This window comes from Pedobacter soli (assembly GCF_900101435.1).
GTDB lineage: Bacteria > Bacteroidota > Bacteroidia > Sphingobacteriales > Sphingobacteriaceae > Pedobacter > Pedobacter soli.
On record NZ_FMZH01000015.1, the window covers coordinates 1 to 23,955 of the forward strand.

Here is a 23,955-nt window from a genome sequence, read left to right on the forward strand (position 1 = left end):
TAAAAATATTTAGGTGCCTATATCGGTGGTGTCCACCTCTTCCCATTCCGAACAGAGAAGTTAAGCCCACCAGAGCCAATGGTACTGCGGTAACACGTGGGAGAGTAGGTCGGTGCCAAATCTTAAAGGAACCCTTCAGCAAAAGCTGAGGGGTTTTCTTGTTTACAAGCTTTTTGAGCGGAAAGATCAAAGCTTAAAGACCAAAGCAGAAAGCGGGATACAAAGCTTTAGTCTTTTATCTTTAAGCTTTTTTTAAACCATTAAGGAGTTAAGATAATTAAGGTTGCTTTGAACTGATCCATTATATTTTTCTTCATGCCCTTAATCTCTTAATGATAAAATGAAACGGTAGAAAGACCAAAGCGGAAAGCTTAATCATAAGTTCAAAACGGGATATACCTGCTTTAGTCTTTGGTCTTTTGGCTTTAAGCTTTAAAACCATTAAGCAGTTAAGGAAATTAAGGTTGTTTTTCTTAATGTCCTTAAAAACCTGCGAGGTTTAACCTTTCATTAGCATTAAGATTGCCATCCGATAGCTATCGGATCAAACTGGCAATGACGGCAGGACTAGGGGATTGCAAAAGAGTTGTAAACACGATAAATACGCTGTAGATTTTGTACACAGGCCCACGCTAATAGCCCTGATGGCAGTGGAAATCCCTTTTGGCTGGAGCAGACACTCTAAAGCTTGTGTAAGGCCTCCAAAAGGATTGCAACGTACAGCAGGACGGAACCCCTGATTCCCTGCACTGGCTTTGCGCTTCAAAAAAATAGCTACTTTAGTCTTTCACCTTAAGCTTTTTTAAACCATTAAGGAGTTAAGGTAATTAAGGTTACTTTGAACTAAAGCATCATATTTTTCTTAATGTCCTTAATCACTTAATGATAAAAATAAAAAGCAGGAATTGAACCCTGGCCATAAGCAATGCCATTGCGCTTCAAAAGAAGTAATAAAAAATTATTAGGTTAACAATGCGGCATGATAATAGGTAGCTCATGAAACAACTAAATTGTTAACAAAACAACACAATTAAAATGATGTTGATAATTTAAAGTTGATTTCAAACTGATTTAATGCTAAATGTGTTAATATCACAAGGTTTGCAGTAATATTTGGTTATCTTTGCTGTTAACAAATATATAGACACGAATAATGAGTTTTTTTGCAGATAAAAGAAGGGAAGTGATGGTGCATATAGAGCAGTATATGCTCGAAATGATGGATACCTATCTTAAACCGATCGATACCAACTGGCAGCCGTCTGACTTTCTACCTGACTCTACAAGTGATACATTTTATCAAGATATAAGAATACTGAGAGATAACGCTAAAGATCTTTCATACGATCTGGTAGCGGTATTAATTGGTGATACGATTACCGAAGAAGCTTTACCTACGTACGAATCGTGGTTATCGATGGTACAGGGGCCAAGCATGAAAGAAGATGGTGGCTGGATGAAGTGGAACAGACACTGGACTGCAGAAGAAAACCGTCACGGTGATTTGTTAAATAAATATTTATACCTCTCGGGTAGGGTAGATATGCGCCAGATGGAAATTTCTACGCAATACCTGATTGCTGATGGTTTCGATATTGGAACCGGTCATGATCCGTACCGGAATTTTATTTATACTTCTTTTCAGGAGATGGCTACTAATATTTCGCACAGAAGGGTAGCTTCTTTAGCCAAAAAAGGTGGTGATACGTTATTATCGAGAATGTGTGGTGTAATTGCTTCTGATGAGGCAAGGCACGCCAAAGCCTATAAAGACTTCATGAACCGTATTTTTGAGGTCGATCCTAACGAGGCTATGCTTGCTTTTGAGGATATGATGCGCCAGAAGATTGTAATGCCTGCACACTTTTTACGTGAGGTGGGGTTAAAAATTGGCCAAACTTTTGGACACTTTACTGATGCTGCGCAACGTTTAGGCGTTTACACTGCGATTGATTACGTTGAAATTATGCAACAGTTAATAGTGGACTGGAAAATTGAAGGTATGCGCGATTTAAATGAAGCAGGCGAGAAAGCCCGCGACTATATTATGGCTTTACCAGCACGTTTACTACGCGTAGCGGAAAGAATGAAAAATCCTACTATTGATTATAAATTTAGCTGGATTGCAGGATAAGCACCAGCGATTTCAAAATATTTTAAAACCTATTGCGGTAAGCAATAGGTTTTTTTATTGGTGGTTAATAGAAAATCTGATCTTGCTTAACGAGGTTAAAGCCCTGGGCCTGTAAAGCTTGCTGTGCCTGGGCGCTCCAAAGCAATGGATTGGTGTGGTTAAAATGGATAAAATATAACTTACGTTTAACTGCAGCCGTCTCGTGCTTAAACAACTCGGTGGTTTCGGTAACCAAAGGATGTGGTACTTCGGCAATTGACCTGTTTGCAAGCTCAGTATTGCTGTAAAAGGTAGCATCAACCATTGCCACATCAACATTTTTAACTTCGGCTATAATGTTTTTATCCCATTTGCTCCACTTATCAATATCGGGGATAAACAGGTATTTTTTAGTCGGTGTATTAATTTTAAAACCAGCAGTTTCTGAAAATTCATCGCGATGAGGTACGGTAAAGGCTGTTACTGTATTGTTCGCAATGGTAAGGGGCTGATCGGCTGTAAGTTCAATGATGTTAATGTTGTTTAACTTAACCAACTGACTCCATGGCCCATTTTGTTCGAGAAAAGCCTTTAGTTTAGGCAAAACATATACCTTTAAGGCTTTGGTAGCCATTACCTCGCGGCCAAACTCCATTAAACCTGTATAGTGACCAATGTGGGCATGGGTAATAAATACACCTTCGGGCAGGTAAGGGTAGGCACTGTTAGTTTGCAATTTAAAGTGCTGCAACTGCTGTTTAATATCTGGAGTAGCTTCGAATAACCACCATTTTTTATTAACCGGATCGACCAGCGCAAGCGAAACCACCTGTTTCTGCATTTTGGGCTTAGCCCAGGCCATTTTGCAACAGTTTTTCTGGCAGCCCATGTGTGGGTAACCCCCATCCTGCGCAATGCCTAAAGCAATAATGTAAGGAGTTTTGGGTAGTGTAACTGCCCAGGTATTTACCGCAAATAGAAAAGCGAATAAGAAGACTAATCTTTTCATTACATGTTTCTCCTGTATTGGCCACCCACTTCGTATAGGGCGTTGCTGATTTGCCCCAGTGAGCAGATTTTGCATACTTCCATTAATTGTTCAAAGATATTATCACCTGCAACTGCCGATTTTTGAAGCTGTTTTAATAATTGGGCTGACTTATCACTGTTACGCTGCTGGAATTTTTCCAAAGCCGAAATCTGGAACTGTTTTTCTTCTTCGGTAGCCCTGATTACTTCTCCAGGTACAATGGTAGGCGAACCATTTTTATTTAAGAATGTATTAACGCCTACAATAGGATATTCGCCGGTATGTTTCAGGGTTTCGTAGTACAGACTTTCTTCCTGTATTTTTCCACGCTGATACATGGTTTCCATGGCACCTAAAACACCACCACGATCGTTGATCCGTTTAAACTCAGCCAACACAGCCTCTTCTACCAAATCGGTTAGTTCTTCGATAATAAAAGCTCCCTGTAGTGGGTTTTCATTTTTAGCGAGGCCTAATTCACGGTTAATGATCAATTGTATGGCCATAGCTCTTCTTACGGATTCTTCGGTAGGCGTGGTGATGGCTTCATCATAAGCATTGGTATGAAGCGAATTACAATTGTCGTAAATGGCATATAAAGCCTGTAAGGTAGTGCGGATATCGTTAAAATCAATCTCCTGGGCATGTAATGAACGGCCCGAAGTTTGAATGTGGTATTTCAGTTTTTGCGAACGATCGTTCCCTTTATATTTATTTTTAATGGCTTTGGCCCAGATTCTACGCGCCACACGGCCAATTACCGCATACTCAGGATCGATACCATTAGAGAAGAAAAAAGAAAGGTTAGGTGCAAAATCATCGATGTGCATACCCCTGCTCAAATAATACTCCACAAAAGTAAAACCATTACTCAATGTAAAAGCCAGTTGCGAGATGGGATTTGCACCAGCTTCGGCAATGTGGTAACCTGAAATAGAAACGGAATAAAAATTCCGTACTTTCTCGTCGATAAAATATTTCTGAATATCACCCATCATTCTCAAGGCAAACTCGGTAGAGAAAATACAGGTATTTTGGGCCTGGTCTTCTTTTAAGATATCGGCCTGAACGGTTCCGCGTACAGAGCTGATGGCTTTTGCCTTAATTTGGGCATAAACATCGGCTGGCAAAACCTGATCGCCGGTTACGCCCAGCAACATTAAACCCAAACCATCATTTCCCTGAGGCAAAGTACCATTATAGGCCGGCCTTTCTGCGTTTTTAGCTTTATAAATGGCAGCGATTTTAGCTTCAACTTCTTTTTCCAGGCCGTTTGCGATAATATATTTTTCGCATTGCTGATCGATTGCTGCATTCATGAAAAAGCCAAGTAACATCGGTGCTGGCCCGTTAATGGTCATCGATACGGAAGTAGAAGGGGCGCAAAGATCGAAGCCTGAGTATAATTTTTTAGCATCGTCTAAAGTGGCAATACTCACGCCCGAATTACCAATTTTGCCATAAATATCGGGGCGGGTATGCGGATCTTCGCCGTAAAGAGTAACCGAATCGAAAGCGGTTGATAAGCGGTGTGCAGGCTGACCTAATGAAACATAGTGGAAACGTTTATTGGTACGTTCAGGCCCTCCTTCGCCGGCAAACATACGGGTAGGGTCTTCACCTTCACGTTTGAGCGGAAATACCCCGGCAGCATAAGGAAATTCGCCTGGCAGGTTTTCAGTCAACAACCACCTTAAAATATCGCCCCAATCTTCGTAACGGGGTAATGATACTTTTGGAATTTGAAGCTTTGAAAGCGATTCGTAAAACAACGGTTGTTTAATTTCTTTATCACGGACTTTATAAATGAAAAATTCTTCTTTATAAGCTTTTTTGGTTTCTGGCCATTGGCGCAATAATCTTTTGCATTCGCCGTCTAATTGTTCTTCGTAGAACGCGTAAGTTGAGTTTAGGCTTTTTGACACCCCATCCTCCGGATACTCCACTGGAATAGTGGAATGAGTATCGCTCAATAAATCGATTACACCTTTGAGCTGGTACATTTTCCGGGCAATAGTGGCCTGTTTAGTTACCCATTCATTGTACACCTGACTTGATTCTGCAATTTCGGCCAGGTAACGGATGCGATCTGGTGGAATGATATAAATCTTTTCGGATTGATCGGTAGTTAACTCCATTTTGGCCTTGAAATCGGTTCCGGTTTTAACTTTTATCTGCTCCATTAAGGCCACAAAGAGGTTGTTCATGCCCGGATCGTTAAACTGGGATGCCATGGTGCCATAAACCGGAATTTCGTCGTCCTTGGCATCGAAAATATTGTGGTTGCGCTTGTATTGCTTGCGCACATCTCTCAATGCATCGAGCGCACCTCTTTTGTCAAATTTATTAATGGCTACCAGATCGGCGAAATCGAGCATGTCTATTTTCTCCAGCTGGGTAGCAGCACCAAACTCAGGGGTCATTACATACAAGGAAACATCGCAATGCTCGGTAATTTCGGTATCTGATTGGCCAATACCCGAAGTTTCGACAATAATCAAATCGTAGCCGGCTGCTTTGCAGATATCGATACTTTCCTGTACGTTTTTAGAAAGGGCCAGATTGGCCTGTCGTGTGGCCAGCGAGCGCATGTACACCCTGGGGTTATTAATGGCATTCATCCGGATGCGGTCGCCAAGTAGAGCACCTCCGGTTTTCCGTTTAGATGGATCGACAGAGATAATGGCGAGCGTTTTGTCCTTCACCTCAACCAAAAAGCGACGGACCAGCTCATCGACCAGCGATGATTTTCCGGCGCCGCCGGTACCGGTAATGCCCAGAATAGGGGCGGTGTTGTTTTGCGATAGCTGCTTTAATTCATCAACAAATTTTTGTGCACCTTCCGGATCATTTTCTGCAACAGTAATGGCTCCGGCTATGGCTTTAATGTCTTTGGTTGGTATGGTTTCGAGCTCATTGGTGATACTGGTTTTAGTTACGAAATCAGTTTTCACCAGCATGTCATTAATCATGCCCTGTAAGCCCATTTTCCGGCCATCATCGGGCGAATAGATTTTCGCGATTCCATAAGCCTGCAGTTCGTCAATTTCAGCTGGCAGGATTACCCCACCTCCACCTGCAAATATTTTAATATGCCCCGAACCACGTTCCTGCAACAAATCGTACATATATTTAAAGTATTCGATATGGCCGCCCTGGTAGGAAGTCATGGCGATACCCTGTACATCTTCCTGGATGGCGCAGTTCACCACTTCATCAACCGAGCGGTTGTGCCCCAGGTGAATTACCTCGGCACCTGACGACTGCAGGATGCGGCGCATGATGTTGATGGTGGCATCGTGGCCATCGAAAAGTGAAGCAGCGGTTACAAAACGGATTTTATTTTTGGGCTTGTATATTTCTACTTGTTGCATAAACTGAATTTAAAACGAGGTAATTTTAAATCTACCTGTAATGTAAATAGCCAGATCAGCATTAAGTTGGTTGCAGAATCGGAGTGATTTTGACTAAAGACCCCGAACTCCCAGTTCTAAACTTTTCTGACTGATCTTTGTATGCAAATGTACTAAAATATGCGGCTCAAAGCGTGTATACCCTATACCGTTACGGCTTTTAGTCTATTCCAGTTCGCGCCCAAACTGCAGCATATAACCGTTATTATCGTAGATGGCAAACTCGCGCATGCCGAATTCAAAATCATCAAGCGGGTAGCCGATTTCGCATTGATCTTTTAAACTTTCCCAAAGCTGTTCCACTTCATCGGTTTTGATATATAGCGAGCCACTCATTACCGCTTTAGGCATATTGCGGTGCTCGTTGGGCATGCAGAACATGATCTCGATCTCATCTTTAACAAGGCTAAACCAACTCAGATCGTCGAATTTTGCGGCACAGCTAAAACCTAAAACTTCGGTGTAAAACTTTAGGGTTCCGGGCATATCATGCGATTCGAGCAGGGGAGTAAGTTTGGTAGCGGTATATTTTGGCATGATCTAAAATAGGGAAAATTGGAGATTTAGACAAGCTACCGTTAAACCGAGGAACAAACCTTAATTAAATCTTAGGTGTACTCAAGTGACTTAGGTGGTTCAAAATTAATATTGCCATTTATCTACCGATCGGTGCCTCAACAAACGAAATTTTCATTGCTTTTTTGACCTGCTGCGCAGCCTTGCCTCGGCTCGCCGCCGCCGAAGGGCTCTTTCTTTTTGCTGTCAAAAAGAAACAAAAAACACCGGCTGAAAATTTTTCTTTTGAAGCCAGTGGTGTGGCAAGGTCAGTGCAATCCGAAAAATTTGTTAGGCCGGATTTAAGTAGAACGGAGATCCGGTGCGATGGCCTAGTTGGATGGAGATATGTGTTGTGAATAGAGTCAGCTTAATAACTCCTGTACCGTCATTTCGAACGGCCCCGATAGCTATCAGGGGAAACGCACTCGGGAACCCGAAGGATCTGCGAAGCAAAATCTATCTTGAGGTAGGTCTATCCGCTCGGTGATGTTCCAGCGAACCGTCACCCTGAACTTGTTTCAGGGTCTTTCATGCAAGATAGATCTCTCCGCTTCATTGCATTCCGGTCGAGATGACGGTTGCTTTAAAACAAAAAAAACTATGCTGGTGGGCATAGTTTTCTTTGAATTATTTATTGGTTATTTCTGTTATCGGTTCTCCAACGGTACCATTTGGCATCTGGATGTGGAGCAGTGCGGCTAGCGTTGGTGCAATATCCGTCATATAATGCGTTGTATTGGTCGCACCAGATTTAATTCCCCAGCCCATAAATACCAATGGAATATGCGAATCGTAAGGGTTCCAGCTACCGTGTGTGGTACCAGTGCTGCCACCGTTAAACCAGTTCGGTTCTAAAACGTAATAAATATCGCCGCTTCTCCGTGCATTATATCCATTGGTGATCATTTTTTTCTGGATTTCCTGAAGTGTGCTTTGCGAGATCCTTGAAATATCTACCGCATTCTGGAAACCATCTAAAGTTTTTAAGAATTCAACTGATGCTGATTTAATCACATCGAAGCTCACATTGCCTTTAGCAGTTTTATCGTGATCGAAAATAATCTGGTTGTTCATCGAACTTAAAACCACATTGTTTACTTTGAATTTATCGTTCAGGTAAGCGTTCAATTTATTGGCAATATCCCTATCGCTTACTACACCAGAAGGCATTTTATTTTCTTTCATAAAACCCGGAACGTGTGCCGCACCATGATCGGCAGTTAAAAATACGGTGTACTTACCTTTACCTACTTTTTTATCCAGATAGTTGAAAAACTCTTCAATATCTTTATCTAAACGCAGGTAAGTATCTTCTGCTTCGATAGAATTAGGTCCGTAAGCATGGCCAACATAATCGGTAGAAGAACAGCTTACCGCTAAGAAATCCGTAATGTTATCCTGACCTAAATCTTCTGATAAGATAGCCAGTTTAGCCAAATCTAAAGTAATGGTGTTGCCATAAGGCGTACTTCTGATGGCATCGTAGTTTTTATCGATATTTTGGGTTAACTGGTGCGGAAAAGTATTGTTTTTGCCTTCATACGCTTTGGCATCGGCCGTACTGTTTACGTAAGTGTTAATGGGGTATAAAGTTTCCCAGTTTTTGGCATAAAACTTATTGGCCAGTTTCAATTTGTTGTAATCTGCAATCCAGGTTGGCACTTCTTTCATGTAATAGCTGCTGGTAATCCAGTTGCCGGTACTGCCCTGATACCAATAAGCAGCGTTTGCCGCGTGGCCTGCCGGAAGGATTGAACCTCTGTCTTTTAACGATATACCGATTACTTTACCTTTAAAATTGGTTGCTAGTCTCAACTCGTCGGTAATGGTGGTAGTTAGCATGTTTTTCGGCGACATATTTCCTTCAGATGAAGGTGTGCTGCCAACAGTAGTTACAGTCGAATCTTCGGTACAATAAACATTCTTTTTGGTTTGCGGATCGTACCAATCGTTACCAATAATACCGTGTACAGCAGGTACTGAGCCGGTGTAGATACAGGTATGACCACATGCCGTATAAGTAGGGGTATAGGGAATAAAAGTGTTTTCTACTGAAAAACCTTCGTTTACCAGCCTTTTGAAACCACCATTGGTATAGCGGTTATAATAACGGTACAGGTAATCCCAACGCATTTGATCTACAACCAGGCCAACCACTAATTTAGGGCGGGCTACTTCGGCAGGGAATGCCTTAGCTGTTGCAGGTACGGTCTTTTTGGTTTGACCAAAAGCAATGGAAAAGGATAGGATAGAAATTGAAAAGATCAGACAAGGAATTTTTCTCATTTTATTTTTATTAATGCGGCTAAAGTAACCATTTTTGAATAAAGATATTTTGAACTCATTGTAAAGATATTATAATGCTTCGGCTACCACAAAAGTACTTCCGCCAATGTAAATAAGGTCTTTTACACCAGCCGACTGGATGGCCATTGCCTTGGCTTCGGCTACGGATGAATAAGTGTTTCCTTTTAAGCCAAACCCGGCTGCCTGTTCTGCAAGCTCGTTGGCGGCTAAGCCACGTTCTAAATCGGGCTTGCAAAAATAATAAGCAGCATTTTTGGGCAGCAGCGACAAAACTTTCGAAATATCTTTGTCTTTAACCATCCCGAAAACAATATGCAGGTTTTGATAAGGTGTTTGGCTAATGTTTTTGATGACTTCGCTAATACCGGCTTCGTTGTGCCCTGTATCGCAAATAACCAGCGGACTTTTACTTAGAGTTTGCCAACGGCCTTGCAAACCGGTTTGTTTTTTAACCTGACTGATGCCTTTGTAAATGCTTTGTTCGTTGGTTTTGATTTCGGTTTGTGCATTGAGCACAGCAAGTGCTTCTAAAACCGTTAAAATATTTTTATGCTGATAGACCCCTGTAAGATCGCTTTGCAGGTTTTTATATTTGATTTCTTCGCCCTGATAAACTGATAATGACAGTTTATTATTCACCAGTTTAAAATCGCGCGCGGTTAAAACCTGATCGGCAAAAACAATTGGGGCATTCATCTCTTTAGCCTTTTTATTAAATACAGGTGCCGATTCGGGGTGGGTTTCGCCGATTACAACCGGGGTATTTTTTTTAATGATTCCGGCCTTTTCACCAGCAATTTCGGTTAGGGTATTACCCAGCATGTTGGTGTGGTCTAAGCTGATATTGGTAATTACAGAAGTAAGCGGACTGATGATATTGGTCGAGTCTAAACGGCCACCTAAACCTACTTCAATGATGGCAATATCTACCTGATGCCTGGCAAAACAATCGAATGCCAAGGCTACGGTAACTTCAAAAAATGAAGGTTCAACCTTTTCAATCAGTTGTCGCTGATTCTTAACAAAAGCAATCACCTCACTTTTGCTGATCATTTTACCGTTAATGCGGATCCGCTCACGAAAATCTTTTAAATGCGGCGAAGTGTATAACCCCGTTTTGTAGCCCTGTGCCTGTAAAACTGAAGCCAGCATGTGCGAGGTTGAGCCTTTACCATTGGTACCGCCTACATGGATACTTTTAAATTTATCCTGCGGATTGCCCAGCGCTTCGCAGAAAATGATGGTATTGGTTAAATCTTTTTTAAAGGCCGAAGCACCTACACGGGTAAACATGGGCAGTTTACTGTATAAATAATCGAGTGTTTGCTGGTAGTTCATAATACGGCTCAAATATAAGCCGAGGATTGCGATTCTGAAATGAAATAATGAAGATTTTGAAGTAGGGGAGAAAACAGACCACCAGTAAAATAGGCTATAAACAAAAAAGCACAAGTGTTTACCTGTGCTTTTGAATTATTTATTAAAATGATTATTTCACTTTGAAGTTGAATACTACAACTCCGGTTTGATTATCCCCACCAACTTCAGTTTTACTTAATGAAGATTGCAGAACTGCTTTAATACATTTGTTTACCAGTTCGGTATCGGTAATAGTAGAGCCTTTTAGCTCCTGATTAGCACGGATTATGTCACCGTTTTTATTAAAATAAATGCGGATGGCCACTCTACCAGTTTTTTGTCCATCATCTTGTGGAACTACAAGATTAGAAAAATGTCTGAGGGCGATAGGCTTATTTCCAAAACCTGAACCACCTTCACCATAATTGTTAGCCAGTGGATCACCATTTACTGAACCCTGGTTTCCTGGTGTGCTGCCGGTTCCATCGCCCTGACCCTGGCCAGTACTTTTTTTACCTTTGTATAAGGCTGCCTGGTTAATGGTAGGCTTTGCAGGCTTTTCTTCGGTTTGTGCTGTTGGGGTAGTGGCTTTAACTTTGGTTGGCTTGGTATTTACCGCTAAAGCATCCTCTGTATTCTGGGTTTGTATTTCCTTATCGGTCGATTCAGTCGATTTATTTGGGGTAACTTTTTCTTCAGGGGTAACTTTGTCCGGCACTTTACCATTGGCATTCGGATCAACAGATGGCTCTTCAATGCTGGTGTAATCATCGCCCATGCCTTCTGCTGCTGTACCGTAATTTACTACCATACCACCCATACCAATATCTTCTGGCGGCTGGAACGAGCCGATTACAATGAAAAAGCTGATCGCAAGCAGAAAAGCCATTATCCCGGTAGAAATGGCAACTGCTTTTGGGTAATTATTTTCTTCTGCAGTATTCATTATTTTTTAGGCTCAACAGCTAAAACAAGTTTTAATTTCAGTTTATTGGCAACATCATAGGCTACCATAATGTTTTCGGCAGGTACATTTTTAGCTACGTACAAAATGATGGTTAAATCGGGTGCCAGTTTCTGGAAGCCTTCAATAACCGGTTGTAACTGATCTTCTGGTGTCGGTTTCTTATCAACGAAATAATTTAACTTTTCGTCTATCGTTACCGTAACTGCTTTTTTGGCTGTAGATTGTTGTCCACTCGATGATTGAGGCAACAACAATTTAACTACCTGGGGATTTACCACAGCAGATGCCAACAGGAAAAACAGCATCAGGAAAAACATGATGTCGTTTAGTGCCGATGTATGTACTTCTACACCTCCTTTTGTTCTTTTGCGTAAATTCATTATTTGCCCGGTTCTTCTAATAAATCAATAAAGTCAATTGCATCGGTCTCCATTTTAAGGATGATTTTCTCAACCATAATGTTTAAGATATGGTAAAGCACATAGGCAATAATACCGATAATTAACCCTGTTGCCGAGGTAATCATCTTGGTATATAAACCACCGGAAATGGTTCCGATTTCGATAGCGCCTTTAATGGATACCTGGTGGAAAATGGTGATTACCCCCACAATGGTTCCTACGAAACCAAGCATCGGTGCAATACCTGCAACAATACCCAATATGCTGATGTTTTTTTCTAGTTTAGAAACCTCTAATTTACCCACGTTCTCAATAGCGCCTTCAATTTCTTTAATCGGGCGGCCAATGCGTCTTAAACCTTTTTGCAACATGCGCGAAAGGGGAGAATTATTGTTTCTTAAAAGCGACATAGCTCCATCTAAATTACCCGATTGGATATATGATCTGATCTGGCCCATCAGGTTCGATTCGTCTTTAGTAGCTTTTTTAATGGTTAAATAACGTTCTACAAATATAACCAGTGCTAAAAAGGCTAAAAATGCCAGGGGAATCATTACCCAGCCGCCTTTAAATAATAAATCAATAAAATGTAGTTCTGGTGCAGGCTGTGTTACGGCCTGGTTAATTGCATTTGCTGTGTCTTGTAATGCTTGTGTGGTGTCTTGAATTAATAAAGTTATCATTATGGTTGTGTGTTGTTAAATATTTGTTGTACGTAGTAACCCTTTCCCTTGAGTTTTTTCTGTAATAAATCTTTTTGTGCTACGGCTTCTTTTTCGTTGGTGAAAGTACCCAAACTCACATTCTGGCGTTTACCTGGCATTTTCGCAATTTTTGCATTAATACCCACCTTTTTTAAGGTTTTGATATATTGTTCTGCTTTTTCAACGCTTCCGAATGATGCGCCAATTACTTCGAAAGTGGCAGGACCTGTTTTTTTAGCTTCTGTTTCCGGTTTGGCAGGTGTTGTTTCTGCTTTTGGGGCAACTGGTGTTACTTTAGGAGCTGTTTTTTTTAGGGTATCAGCCTTTTTCTGCACCTGGTTGGCTTTTAAAATGCTATCGGTTTTGGCGATAGAATCTTGTTTCGCTTTTAGGGTATCTACAGCCACTTTTGGCGAATCGACAGTTACCGGATTTGTGATTGCAGGTTCGGATTGCCCGTTAAACAATTCGGGTTTAACCAGATAGGTAATGGCAGCCGCAATAATAATGATCAGTGCTATGATTACCACTTTTAACCAGGTAGACATCCCTGCTGTTTGCGTATCGTGATCAATCGGATCGTGCCCAAAACGGTTCGGGTGTTCTTCGTGCTGATGCTTTATAAAGGCTGGAGCTTCAATAACAGATTCAGCAGGTTTAGCCTCTTCCTCAAGCGGGATGTAAGTTTTAGGAGTCTCCGGTTCGGGAGTGAGCCTGAAACGGTTCGGATCTTCCTGGTGTTTTGGTGTGAATACATCTGGTGATTCAGCAACAGTATCTTCTGATTCTGGTTTATGGCCAAAACGGTCGGGATGTTCCTCATGCTGATGTACTACCGCAGGCGGAACTTCCACTTCCTGTGCTTCGGCAGCTTTATTGGCTTTTTCTGATTCTGGTGGATGTCCAAAACGGTTAGGATGTTCCTCGTGCTGGTGTATTACTGCTTCAGGAACGGCTACTTCATGCTGTTCTTCAATATGGCTTGCTTCTTCCGATTCAGGTGTTTCTATTTCGGCCGGATCCGGAACAGTCGAAGCAGGCGTTTCAGCAGTTTTTTCAACCGCATGTTCGGTATGCTGTAAGGTGTTTTTAAGATCGTCTTTTACTTCATCCAGCTCCACATTTTCAATTACCGGTTGCTGGTACGATTTATTTTGGAAAGGTGCAGGAGCAACTGGTGCTTCGGCAATTTCATCGTAAACGGCTTCATCTTCTTTGGCAGGTGTTGTCTGCGTTTCTTCAACAGCAGTTTCGCTCAGCGATGGTAATCCGTAAAATTCCGAACCATAGTTCATGTTTTTAATCGGTTCGAAATCCAATCCCTGTTCGGTAAAAAACAAACGGCCGGTATTTTCTAACTCAATTTCATGATCCAGCTCCAGCTTTTGGTTTACTTCTTCAACAAACTGAGCAATGTAATATTGGGCACTTTCTGCAGAGATATTTCTTTTGGCTGCAATAAAATCGGTTAGTGCTTTTTCTTCGGTAACACCGACTGCAAACTGAAGGGTATAGCCTGGAGGTAAAAACGTTTGTTTTTCCTTATCGTATCTACCGGGATATTTCTTTTTATAAAAAGTTCCCAAGCCGGTAATACCAACTTCTTTGCGTTGCTGCAAGAGCTCTAAAAGGTATGATAAGATATCCATTCGGGTAAAATTAGCGTTTTTATTTTAATTTGTTAATTCTACCTTCAAATGTAGCAATGGCCATATTTTTAATTTTCGGTTAAAAAATTGAATACAAGAAAGATATGATTTTTTATGGATGATAACGATTTAAATTAAGTATTAGCAAAAATGATACCTGTATCTACCCAAACATAACGTAGATAAACGCTGAAATGTTATATCCGCAGGCAAGTGACTTAACTTTTATACCATTTTTGGGGCATTTGCATCGCTTGTGATAAGGTATTAACGATTAAATTTATTTAATATTTTTATGATTTTTTTGGTAGCTATTTTGCACACCCGTTGGTTTTTTTATATTTGGTTTTAACAAACTGTACGCTCCAATGGAAAACAAATTCAGCGAAAACTTTTTCGGTAAGCTTCACCTATCAAGGCATTATATCTTTCAATAATAATGCAGTTTACTCATGATCAGATTTTAAAACTGGCGCCAGATGATGCATCTGTTAAAGCCGGTAAAGCATTGGCAACTTCATCTAAATGGATTGTAGCAGCCTTTAATGAAAAAGCACTATGGGGCGATTGCCAGGGTAGTGGCAAAACGCCATATAAAACCATTATAGATTTAAGTAATCTGGCATTTAAATGCTCTTGCCCGAGTCGTAAATTTCCCTGCAAACATGGTCTGGGACTTCTTTTTCTGTATGCTTCCCATCCATCGGTTTTTTCTGGTGAGAAGGATCTGGTACCATACGTAGCCGAATGGATTAATAAACGCGCTGCTAAACAGGAAGAAAAGAAACCAAATGAAGATACTGTGGTGGATGAGAAAGCGCAGCAAAAAAGAGTAGAAGCAAGGGCTAAAAAAGTTGATTTGGGTGTTGAAGAGCTCAGGCTTTGGATTAAAGATTTGGTGCGCACCGGGATCATGCGCATTCCGCAAAATGCATACGATTTTAACAAAAATATAGCGGCCAGAATGGTTGATGCCCAGGCCGGTGGTTTGGCAAATAACCTCAAGAGATTAAGTAGTATCAATTTCTATCAGGATGGCTGGCAAAAAACGCTGATCAAATCATTAAGCAAAACCTATTTGCTTACAGAGGCCTACAAAAATCAGGAATTACTAAGCAACGAGCTTAAACAGGAAGTAAGATCACTAATTGGATGGAATACGCCAAAAGAACAAGTGTTGGCCACTACAGGTGTAACCGACGATTGGTTTGTATTGTCGATAGATATAACAGAGGACAATAATCTGAGAACGGAAAAAATCTGGATGTATGGTAAAGGCACCAAACGTTACGCCCTGATCATTAATTTTTATACTGCTGTGCAGGTTAATACCAATAACATCGTATCGGGTAATGTAATTTGTGCAGAACTGGTCTTTTATCCATCTCCTTCACCTTTAAGAGCCTTATTTAAGGGTGAAGTTCAGAAAGAGAACTCACAGCTTTTACCGGAAACGCAAAACCATATTGCCGACCTTTTTAGCCATGTTTCGGGTTTATTAACCGTAAATCCGTTTGTGGAAGAAATCCCTTTTTTGCTGTCTTCTATAAAGGTTGTTTTCGAAAATGAAGCCTGGCTGCTGGTTGATGCTGATCAGAAAACTATTTTATTAAGTAATCTTGAAGACGAATGTTGGCTAATCCTATCCATCACTAAAGGTAAATCTTTTGTTTGTTTTGGGATTTATCAGAACGAGCAGTTTAATGTATCATCGTTGTTTATAAATGCTAAATATTATCCGGTAAAATGAACGATCAGAATATTATAAAAACAGCCCTGCTGGGTAGCGATAAGGTGCAGTACGATCCCATATCGGAGTTAAATAGCATAGGGAACCAGATTGTTGAAAAACAGGTAGATAAAGAAGATGCTTTTTTGAAAAATGCCGCGGTAAACTTCCTTTATAACGAATGTGGTAGGATACCCAATGTCCATAGTGGTATTCAGGTAAGCTGCCCGGAAGAAGGCAAAGAGGAACTTAATGCATATACTGGTTTTCAGATCAAATCAGCGCTTCAGTTAAAAGATGATGTGTTGTTTTATTATCTTGTTTACTGCACCAATCAGGCCGGTAAAATATTTGGCTCCGATTTGGTTCCGGACGCCTTGAATAAAGCTTTATCTCAGAAAAAGAAAGCCGAAGCAGTGTTAACTGCCTGTGGTGAAACCGGAAAATGGCTGGCCGGCATTAATAAAAACTGGTCACCGCTTTTTGCTGCCAGCCCATCAGGTGAAGATTGGGAAACAGGCAATCTGGATTGGCGCTTAAACTATTTTGCCGGATTAAGGCAGGATGCACCAGCAGATGCCTTAGCCTTGTTAAAGGATTTACAACAGGAAAGTGCAAATGTAAGGGCCGAATTTATAGCTTTATTAGAAATTAATCTTTCTATTAACGATGAAGCCTTTTTAGTATCGGTTTTAAACGACAAAAGCAAAAAAGTAAAAGATATTGCTGTTTACCTGCTTAAATTGGTGCCGGGAACTGCAATAAATCAACTATTTATAGATTATCTCATAAAAAGTCTATCAGTTAAAGAAGAACGTGTACTGCTTATCGCAAAGAAAAAGGTTCTGGGCATTGATGCAAATATTACACCTGATGAAGACCTCTTTAAGTATGGTTTAGAAAAAATCAGTTCGCAAAAAGGTGTTGATGATGCTGTTTTTTGGGTAGCGCAGATTTTCGGATTTATCGATGTAGCAACACTGGCTTCAAAATTTAACCTTTCTATAGAAGAGTGGCTGAAACTGGTGCTGGGCGATAAAAATGCCGATGTTTTTAAACCTTTCTTAAAAAACGCCGCAATCCATTTTGAAGATAAATTTTTAAGTAAGAAATTACTTGAATCAGGCATCAAAGACGGGATTGAGCTACTCAAATATGTAGATACTAAAGAGCGGAATACTTTTGTTAAAGACCTGCTCGAAACCGATTTCAATAAAGTATTGGACCTGATCCTGGAAACTTACGATATCATCGAAACGACAATTGCCGAGCGTATTTTGAAAAAACTATCCGATAATCCATACGCCATCCAGACCAATATTTATCAAAAATTGGCTTTATCAATCCCAGATGGCCTGTTGTCACTATTGAAAAAATATGAGACACCAGCATCAGACCATTACCAGGTAAAATATTTCAGTAACCAGGTAGCCGGTATGATCCGCTATATCGAGTTAAGGCAAACACTAAAATTTTAAAATCTAATTAATGTGGAAAATAACGTATTAAGACAATCTGCCGAGCAACAGTTTAAGCAGGAAATCGAAGAATTAAAAAAAGAAGATAAAAATGTAAAACCTGTAAACTGGCAATTATCGCCACATGCTGTTATCGATTATTTAATGGGGAAAAAACTGGCTAATGGTTTTGAGGTTACACCAAAATATATTGGTAACAGGAGGTTGATGGAAATTGCAGTAGCGACATTGACTACCGATAGGGCTCTATTGTTATATGGTTTACCAGGGACAGCTAAATCGTGGGTTTCTGAACACATTACCGCGGCTATTACCGGTGATTCGAACCTGGTAATACAGGGTACAGCAGGCACCAGCGAAGAAGCAGTGCGTTATGGTTGGAATTACGCCATGTTGTTATCTGCCGGTCCGGTTAAAGAGGCCATTGTAGAAACACCCGTAATGCGCGCGATGAAAGAAGGTAAAATTGTGCGTATTGAAGAGTTGACCAGGATTGCGGCCGATGTTCAGGATTCGCTGATCACCATCCTTTCTGAAAAGATGCTGCCCATACCTGAGCTGAATACACAGGTTCAGGCCGTACAGGGTTTTAATGTAATTGCAACTGCAAATAACAGGGATAAAGGTGTAAATGAGCTCTCGAGCGCACTAAAAAGGCGTTTTAATACGGTTATTTTACCTGTGCCAACCTCAATTGAAGAGGAAGTTAACATTGTTGAACAAAGGGTAGCTAGTTTTAGCAAGTCGATTAATCTGCCTGTGCAAAAATCAATTGCCGAAGAAATAAAAAGGATTGTAACCATTTTCAGGGAACTCCGCAATGGTGTTTCACTTGATGGTAAAACCAAACTGAAATCGCCATCGGGCACCTTAAGTACAGCAGAGGCCATTTCGGTAATGAACAACGGATTGGCTTTGGCCTATCATTTTGGCGATGGATCTTTAAAAGCCGATGATATTGCCAGCGGTATTATCGGTTCGGTAATTAAAGATCCTGTTCAGGATAAAATCGTGATGCAGGAGTATATGGAAACTGTTCTGAAGCAAAAAGACGGGTGGAAAGACATTTACAGGGCTTGTAGAGATATCGTTTAATATGTCTGTTCATCTTTTAGGGATCAGGCACCATGGCCCTGGATCTGCCCGGCATGTTTTGGAAGCATTGGAAAGCCTCAAACCCGATATTATTCTGGTTGAAGGTCCGCCGGAGGGAGAAGCCATTTTAAAATGGGTGGCCGATGAGGAAATGAAACCGCCCGTAGCTTTATTGGCTTATGTTCCTGATAATCCCAAACAATCGGTTTTTTATCCTTTCGCCGAATTTTCACCAGAATGGCAAGCCATTAAATATGGGTTGAAAAGTAAAATTCCAGTCAGGTTTATCGATATGCCGCTTACCCATAAGCTGGTAGAAATAGTAACAGAGGAACCATCGGAAACCACGGCGCCTGATCATATCAGTGCAGCAGACGAAGTGCACGAATTTAATCTTGCTACTAAAAATCCATTATCCTACCTGGCAGAGATTGCCGGTTTCGACGATCAGGAAGAATGGTGGGAACATCATTTTGAAATTGCCAAACAACCGGAAGAAGTTTTTACATCAATTGGAGAAGCCATTGGGGCTTTGAGGGAAGATTCAACGGAAAATAGCAAGACCGAAAAAATCCGTGAGGCATTTATGCGCCGCGGAATCAGGCAGGCGGAACGTGAAATGTACAGCGTAATTGCTGTAATATGTGGTGCCTGGCATATTCCGGCGTTACAGCACATGCCTAAACAAAAGGATGATGACGCACTGTTAAAGAATCTGCCTAAAACGAAAATCGAAACCACCTGGATCCCATGGACGAGCGACCGTTTGGCTTTTGAAAGTGGCTATGGGGCGGGTTTAGATTCGCCAGGCTGGTACAAACACATTTGGAACAACCAGAGCGACGATGGTACGAAGTGGTTAACCTACAGTGCCAATGTTTTCAGGCAAAATAAAATCGATATTTCATCGGCACATATTATCGAGGCCGTTAGGTTGGCAAATACTTTAGCGGCCCTAAGAAACATGCATAAAGCCGGTTTAAAAGAGCTTAACGAGGCTACCCAAACAGTAATGTGTATGGGAGATGATATTCCGATGCAGCTGATCAGGAGAGAATTGATTATCGGTAACGATATGGGTACTGTTCCGGCAGGAATTCCACAGGTACCCCTGCAAAAGGATTTCGAACAGCAGGTTAAAAGCCTGCGTTTAAAAGTAATAAACGAAGAAAAAACCGTCAATTTAGATTTAAGAGAAGCAAGCGGTTTACAAAAAAGTATCCTGTTCCATCGCTTATTGATATTGGATATCAAATGGGCAAAGCAACAATACACTAGCGGTAAGGGAACTTTTAAAGAAGAGTGGCTATTGTTCTGGTATCCCGAACTTTCTATTGCACTGCTCGAAAAAGCACCGTGGGGCAATACGGTCGAAGCTGCCTGTAACCATTACCTCAAACATATTTCTTTAAGCTGTAACCACCTGGCCGAAATAACCGAGCTGGTAAGCAAAGCTTTGCCAGCCGATCTGCATGAAGGGGTACAACTGGTATTGGCAAGAATGGATGAACTGGCCGCAATGACTTCTGATATTGTTATGTTAATGGATGCTTTTATTCCCTTAACAGAGGTGAGCCGCTACGGAAACGTACGTCAAACCGATCAGGAAACCATTGGCATCATTCTGCAATCTATCTTTTCGCGTATAAATGCAGGTTTGCCATCAAGCTGTTTAGGTATTGATGAAGAACAGTCGGCAGTTATTGCAGATAAGGTTAAAGCGGTAAACAAGGCTGTTTTGTTTTTGGATAACGAAGCAATGAAAAACGATTGGCTCGAAACCCTTTTCAAAATACTAAAACTTAAAAATGTAGTGCCGTTGGTTCATGGAACCTGTTGTAAACTGTTATACGATTCGAAAATAATCGATACCGAAGAAACCGCACTGGAGCTTAGCAGGGCACTTTCTGTGGGCAGCAATCCAGCTTATGCCGCACTTTGGATTGAGGGCTTTTTAAAAGATGCCGCAACAGTTTTAATCTTCGACCACGAAATATGGGATATCCTGAACAACTGGCTGGCCGGAATAAGTGCAGAAGTATTTATAGAAGTTGTTCCCTTGTTAAGACGCACTTTTGCTGCTTACAACCCTTCTGAAAAAAACAGCATTGCACAAAAGGTAAAACAGGCACCATCGTTAGGTAAAAAGCTTACACAAGCTGATGAACTGGATGTAGCTCGGGCGGAAATGGTTTTGCCTATACTCGAAAAAATACTGGGCTTTTAAATTTATGTTATGCAAGAAGAACTAGAAAAAAGGTGGCGGTTAATATTGGGCGGACAAACCCGGCAGGAGCTGGATATGGTACTCACCAAAGCAGAAACCGGTATCGACAATACTTTAGAAGCTTTATACAACTCAGATCGGAAGGGTGGATTGGGACCATCATCACCAAATGTTTCGAGATGGTTGGGCGATATTCGTGAATATTTTCCGCAAACTGTGGTAAAAGTAATGCAGCAGGATGCCATTAAACGCATTAACCTTACCTCTATGCTTACTGAGCCCGAAATGTTGGAAACGTTGGTTCCAGATGTTCATTTGGTGGCCAATTTAATGACTTTGGGTAGGGCTATACCGCAAAAAACAAAAGCAACAGCAAGGTTAGTGGTACAGAAAGTGGTCGATGAACTGATGCAGAAATTGATGTCGCCAACGCAACAAGCTATCACCGGAAGTTTAAACCGCTCGGCCAGAAACAGAAGACCAAAGCATAATGAAATCAACTGGGCCGAAACTATCAAGCGCAACCTTAAACATTACCAGCCAGAGTATAAAACCATCATCCCCGAAACACGCATAGGTTATGGGCGGAAAAGAAAATCAATGAAGGATATTGTCCTATGTCTGGATCAGAGCGGATCGATGGGGACTTCGGTAGTGTACTCAGGAATTTTTGGTGCCGTAATGGCTTCTATTCCTGCAATTAGTACCAAAATGATTGTCTTTGATACCGAAGTTGCCGATTTAACCGACGAATTGAATGATCCTGTAGACCTGCTTTTTGGTGTTCAGTTAGGAGGAGGAACCGATATTAATAAGGCCCTGACTTATTGTGCCCAAATTATAACAAAGCCATTAGATACAGTACTGGTACTGATCACCGATTTGTATGAAGGTGGAAATTTGGAGGCTATGAAAAATATGGCAGCTCAGTTGGTAGCTAATGGAGTACAGCTAATTACACTTTTAGCCCTAAATGATGATGGATCGACAGCTTTCGATCATCGGAATGCCGAATATCTGTCAGCATTGGGAGTACCTGTTTTTGCCTGTACTCCTGATCTTTTTCCAGAGTTAATGGCCGCTGCATTAAATAAACAGGATATTAATCAATGGGCGGGAGACCATGATATTAAAGTGCATGCGCGGTAATGGGCTGATTTATTTCCATAAAAAAACGCCTTTAAGCAATGTACTTAAAGGCGTTTGGGTTTGATGTTTGTTAATCCTAAAACGAATAGGTCAATCCACCAAAAATATTAAAGCCATTTACCTGATAAAACAGGTATCTGTTATAGTTCTTATTCAAAATGTTGTTTGCTTTGGCAAAAACAGAGAATTTATTGTTAATTCTGTAATCTGCACCCAGACCTAAATCAACAAAGCCTTTAACGGTTTCGATCGATTCGATTGAAGTATTAGGTACTACATACTGTTGTGGGTTAACCGGATTAGCAATGTATAATTTTGCTTTAACATCGTCCTGAATAACAACCGCTGCATTAAAGCTTAACTTTTTGTTGTAGGTATACACAAAGTTCGAACTTACTTTTAAGCCTGGTTTAAACCACGAGTAGGTTTCCTGGGCAGGTTTCCAATCGTCGATATTTAATTTACCTGTCCATTTCAATGCATCGCTTACTTGTACCGAGATTTCGCCTTCTAAACCGGTGAGTTTGGTTTTACCGAAATCGTAAATCACATCAAACTTATTAAAATCGGTATAGTTGTTTACAAACAGTGGCATATCATCAAACTGTTTTACGTAAATGCGGGCTTTGTAGCCAAAACCTGGTCCGCCGGTACCTTTAATACCTGCACTGAAGCTTAATTTTTCGATGGTATTTCTAATATTGATGTTGCTGTTTAACCAAGGATTTTCATCGGTTAAGCCTTTAAGCGAGTTTCTGTTTACATCGCCTTTCACCTCACCAAAAACCTGTAGGTAATCTGGGATCAAAGTGAAATCGGCAGTAACGGCCGGGAAAATCCTTGAGCTGCTAAAAGCTCCAAATTCCTGTACAAAATTAATACCTGCAGTAATTTTTGCACCATTAACCTGCAAACGGATGTAAGGGTTTAAACGCAATAAATTGTTACCGACACTGGTTAAAGCATCCTTGGTATTGCCAAACTCAGTTGCAGCTGCCAATCCAAGGTTAAACGAGCTGATGCGCTTGTTTAAATAACCATTCAGCGTAAAGTAATTTTCTTTGGCGCTAAATTTATCGCCCCAGATATAGCCGTTGGCTTTTAAGGCATAGCTAAAAGCATCCTGATCTTCGGTAAAGTTTTTCACCATTTCGCCTTCCAGCTCAACAAAGGTTAAGGCTTGTTTTTCTGGATTTGGGTTTAAGGTTGGGCGGGCATCATCAATACCGTAAAAATAAGTGCCATTGCGTTCGAAATTAAGTTTACCGCTAAAGGTATTTTCGTCTAATATACTGCGGCCAAAAACACTCAATTGCTGGCTGCTGCTGTTTTGTTTATTCAGCTTGCCTTCCTGACTAAAATGCCTGAAATAACCGCCAAGTTGCAAACCTTCATCTTTACCAGTGTTAAAGTAAGCTTCGCCTAAAAGCGTAGCCTGTGAGCCAAAAGCGCCCTTAACATAATTGTTTACCAATATACTGGCTTTCTCTTCGGCAAGGGCCTGGGCCTGTAATTTTTGGATATCACTGTTCAATTCCAGTTTCCTATCGGTAATGCTGTAATTCAGTTTGGCCTTATAGGTTTTAACGTCATCCAGGTTCGGACTCCTTCTCAGTTTTACAGCTTCTGCCAAAATAGGTTTGTAAGGGCGTACCACTTCAATCTCTTCGTTTACGGCAGTTTTTTCTTCGGGCTTTTTATCCTGCGCCTGTGCAGTCATTAATCCAGCAGCTAAAAGAAACAGTGAACTATATATATATTTAATCGATTTCATAA

At 41.0% G+C, this 23,955-nt stretch carries 16 protein-coding genes and 1 rRNA gene; 7 read left to right on the forward strand and 10 right to left on the reverse strand.

Annotated features, from left to right (window positions below; translation table 11 throughout):
• Positions 1 to 9 precede the first annotated feature (9 nt).
• Both rrf and BLR37_RS22240 read left to right on the forward strand, forming a co-directional pair.
• Positions 10 to 121: ribosomal RNA gene (gene rrf / locus BLR37_RS22235) — 5S ribosomal RNA — on the forward strand.
• A 1,032-nt stretch (positions 122 to 1,153) separates the two neighbouring features.
• Positions 1,154 to 2,134 carry an acyl-ACP desaturase gene (locus tag BLR37_RS22240; protein WP_039483541.1) on the forward strand — a complete coding sequence of 327 codons (981 nt, stop codon included), beginning with the start codon at positions 1,154 to 1,156 and terminating at the stop codon, positions 2,132 to 2,134.
• A 64-nt stretch (positions 2,135 to 2,198) separates the two neighbouring features.
• Here the strand turns inward: BLR37_RS22240 and BLR37_RS22245 are convergent, their stop codons facing one another.
• From BLR37_RS22245 to BLR37_RS22290, 9 genes are all read right to left on the reverse strand, one after another.
• Complete coding sequence (locus tag BLR37_RS22245) at positions 2,199 to 3,122, reverse strand: MBL fold metallo-hydrolase (RefSeq protein ID WP_090772516.1); 924 nt, start codon at positions 3,120 to 3,122, stop codon at positions 2,199 to 2,201.
• Positions 3,122 to 6,517 carry a methylmalonyl-CoA mutase family protein gene (locus BLR37_RS22250; RefSeq protein ID WP_090772518.1) on the reverse strand — a complete coding sequence of 1,132 codons (3,396 nt, stop codon included), beginning with the start codon at positions 6,515 to 6,517 and terminating at the stop codon, positions 3,122 to 3,124. The genes BLR37_RS22245 and BLR37_RS22250 overlap by 1 nt, the downstream gene beginning before the upstream one ends.
• 204 nt (positions 6,518 to 6,721) lie before the next feature.
• A complete protein-coding gene (locus BLR37_RS22255) occupies positions 6,722 to 7,093 on the reverse strand; it encodes a VOC family protein (protein ID WP_090772520.1) in 372 nt (123 codons plus the stop codon).
• Between the two features lie 648 nt (positions 7,094 to 7,741).
• Positions 7,742 to 9,400, reverse strand: coding sequence for an alkaline phosphatase PafA (gene pafA / locus BLR37_RS22265; protein ID WP_090772525.1), 1,659 nt, complete (start codon positions 9,398 to 9,400; stop codon positions 7,742 to 7,744).
• A gap of 69 nt (positions 9,401 to 9,469) precedes the next feature.
• Positions 9,470 to 10,759: a bifunctional folylpolyglutamate synthase/dihydrofolate synthase gene (locus BLR37_RS22270; RefSeq protein ID WP_090772527.1), complete on the reverse strand. Its 1,290-nt coding sequence runs from the start codon at positions 10,757 to 10,759 to the stop codon at positions 9,470 to 9,472.
• 151 nt (positions 10,760 to 10,910) lie between these two features.
• Positions 10,911 to 11,726, reverse strand: coding sequence for an energy transducer TonB (locus tag BLR37_RS22275; protein ID WP_090772530.1), 816 nt, complete (start codon positions 11,724 to 11,726; stop codon positions 10,911 to 10,913).
• A complete protein-coding gene (locus BLR37_RS22280; RefSeq protein WP_039482209.1) occupies positions 11,726 to 12,127 on the reverse strand; it encodes an ExbD/TolR family protein in 402 nt (133 codons plus the stop codon). Before BLR37_RS22280 ends, BLR37_RS22275 begins: the two co-directional genes overlap by 1 nt.
• Complete coding sequence (locus BLR37_RS22285; protein WP_039482213.1) at positions 12,127 to 12,831, reverse strand: MotA/TolQ/ExbB proton channel family protein; 705 nt, start codon at positions 12,829 to 12,831, stop codon at positions 12,127 to 12,129. Before BLR37_RS22285 ends, BLR37_RS22280 begins: the two co-directional genes overlap by 1 nt.
• Entirely contained in the window at positions 12,831 to 14,501 is a 1,671-nt protein-coding gene (locus tag BLR37_RS22290; protein ID WP_090772532.1) for an HU domain-containing protein, read from the reverse strand. Before BLR37_RS22290 ends, BLR37_RS22285 begins: the two co-directional genes overlap by 1 nt.
• Positions 14,502 to 14,940: 439 nt before the next feature.
• Here BLR37_RS22290 and BLR37_RS22295 point away from each other — a divergent pair, with 439 nt between their 5' ends.
• The 5 genes from BLR37_RS22295 to BLR37_RS22315 are packed head-to-tail and all read left to right on the forward strand — an operon-like array spanning position 14,941 to position 22,179.
• Entirely contained in the window at positions 14,941 to 16,251 is a 1,311-nt protein-coding gene (locus tag BLR37_RS22295; protein ID WP_090772534.1) for an SWIM zinc finger family protein, read from the forward strand.
• Positions 16,248 to 17,708: a DUF5691 domain-containing protein gene (locus BLR37_RS22300; protein ID WP_090772536.1), complete on the forward strand. Its 1,461-nt coding sequence runs from the start codon at positions 16,248 to 16,250 to the stop codon at positions 17,706 to 17,708. Before BLR37_RS22295 ends, BLR37_RS22300 begins: the two co-directional genes overlap by 4 nt.
• Before the next feature lie 12 nt (positions 17,709 to 17,720).
• Positions 17,721 to 18,803 carry an ATP-binding protein gene (locus BLR37_RS22305; protein ID WP_090772538.1) on the forward strand — a complete coding sequence of 361 codons (1,083 nt, stop codon included), beginning with the start codon at positions 17,721 to 17,723 and terminating at the stop codon, positions 18,801 to 18,803.
• Between the two features lies 1 nt (position 18,804).
• Complete coding sequence (locus BLR37_RS22310) at positions 18,805 to 21,030, forward strand: DUF5682 family protein (protein ID WP_090772540.1); 2,226 nt, start codon at positions 18,805 to 18,807, stop codon at positions 21,028 to 21,030.
• Between the two features lie 9 nt (positions 21,031 to 21,039).
• The gene (locus BLR37_RS22315; RefSeq protein ID WP_090772542.1) at positions 21,040 to 22,179 is read left to right on the forward strand and encodes a VWA domain-containing protein; all 1,140 of its coding nucleotides are present in this window, start codon (positions 21,040 to 21,042) and stop codon (positions 22,177 to 22,179) included.
• A gap of 76 nt (positions 22,180 to 22,255) precedes the next feature.
• Here the strand turns inward: BLR37_RS22315 and BLR37_RS22320 are convergent, their stop codons facing one another.
• Complete coding sequence (locus BLR37_RS22320; protein WP_090772544.1) at positions 22,256 to 23,953, reverse strand: porin family protein; 1,698 nt, start codon at positions 23,951 to 23,953, stop codon at positions 22,256 to 22,258.
• Positions 23,954 to 23,955 lie beyond the last annotated feature (2 nt).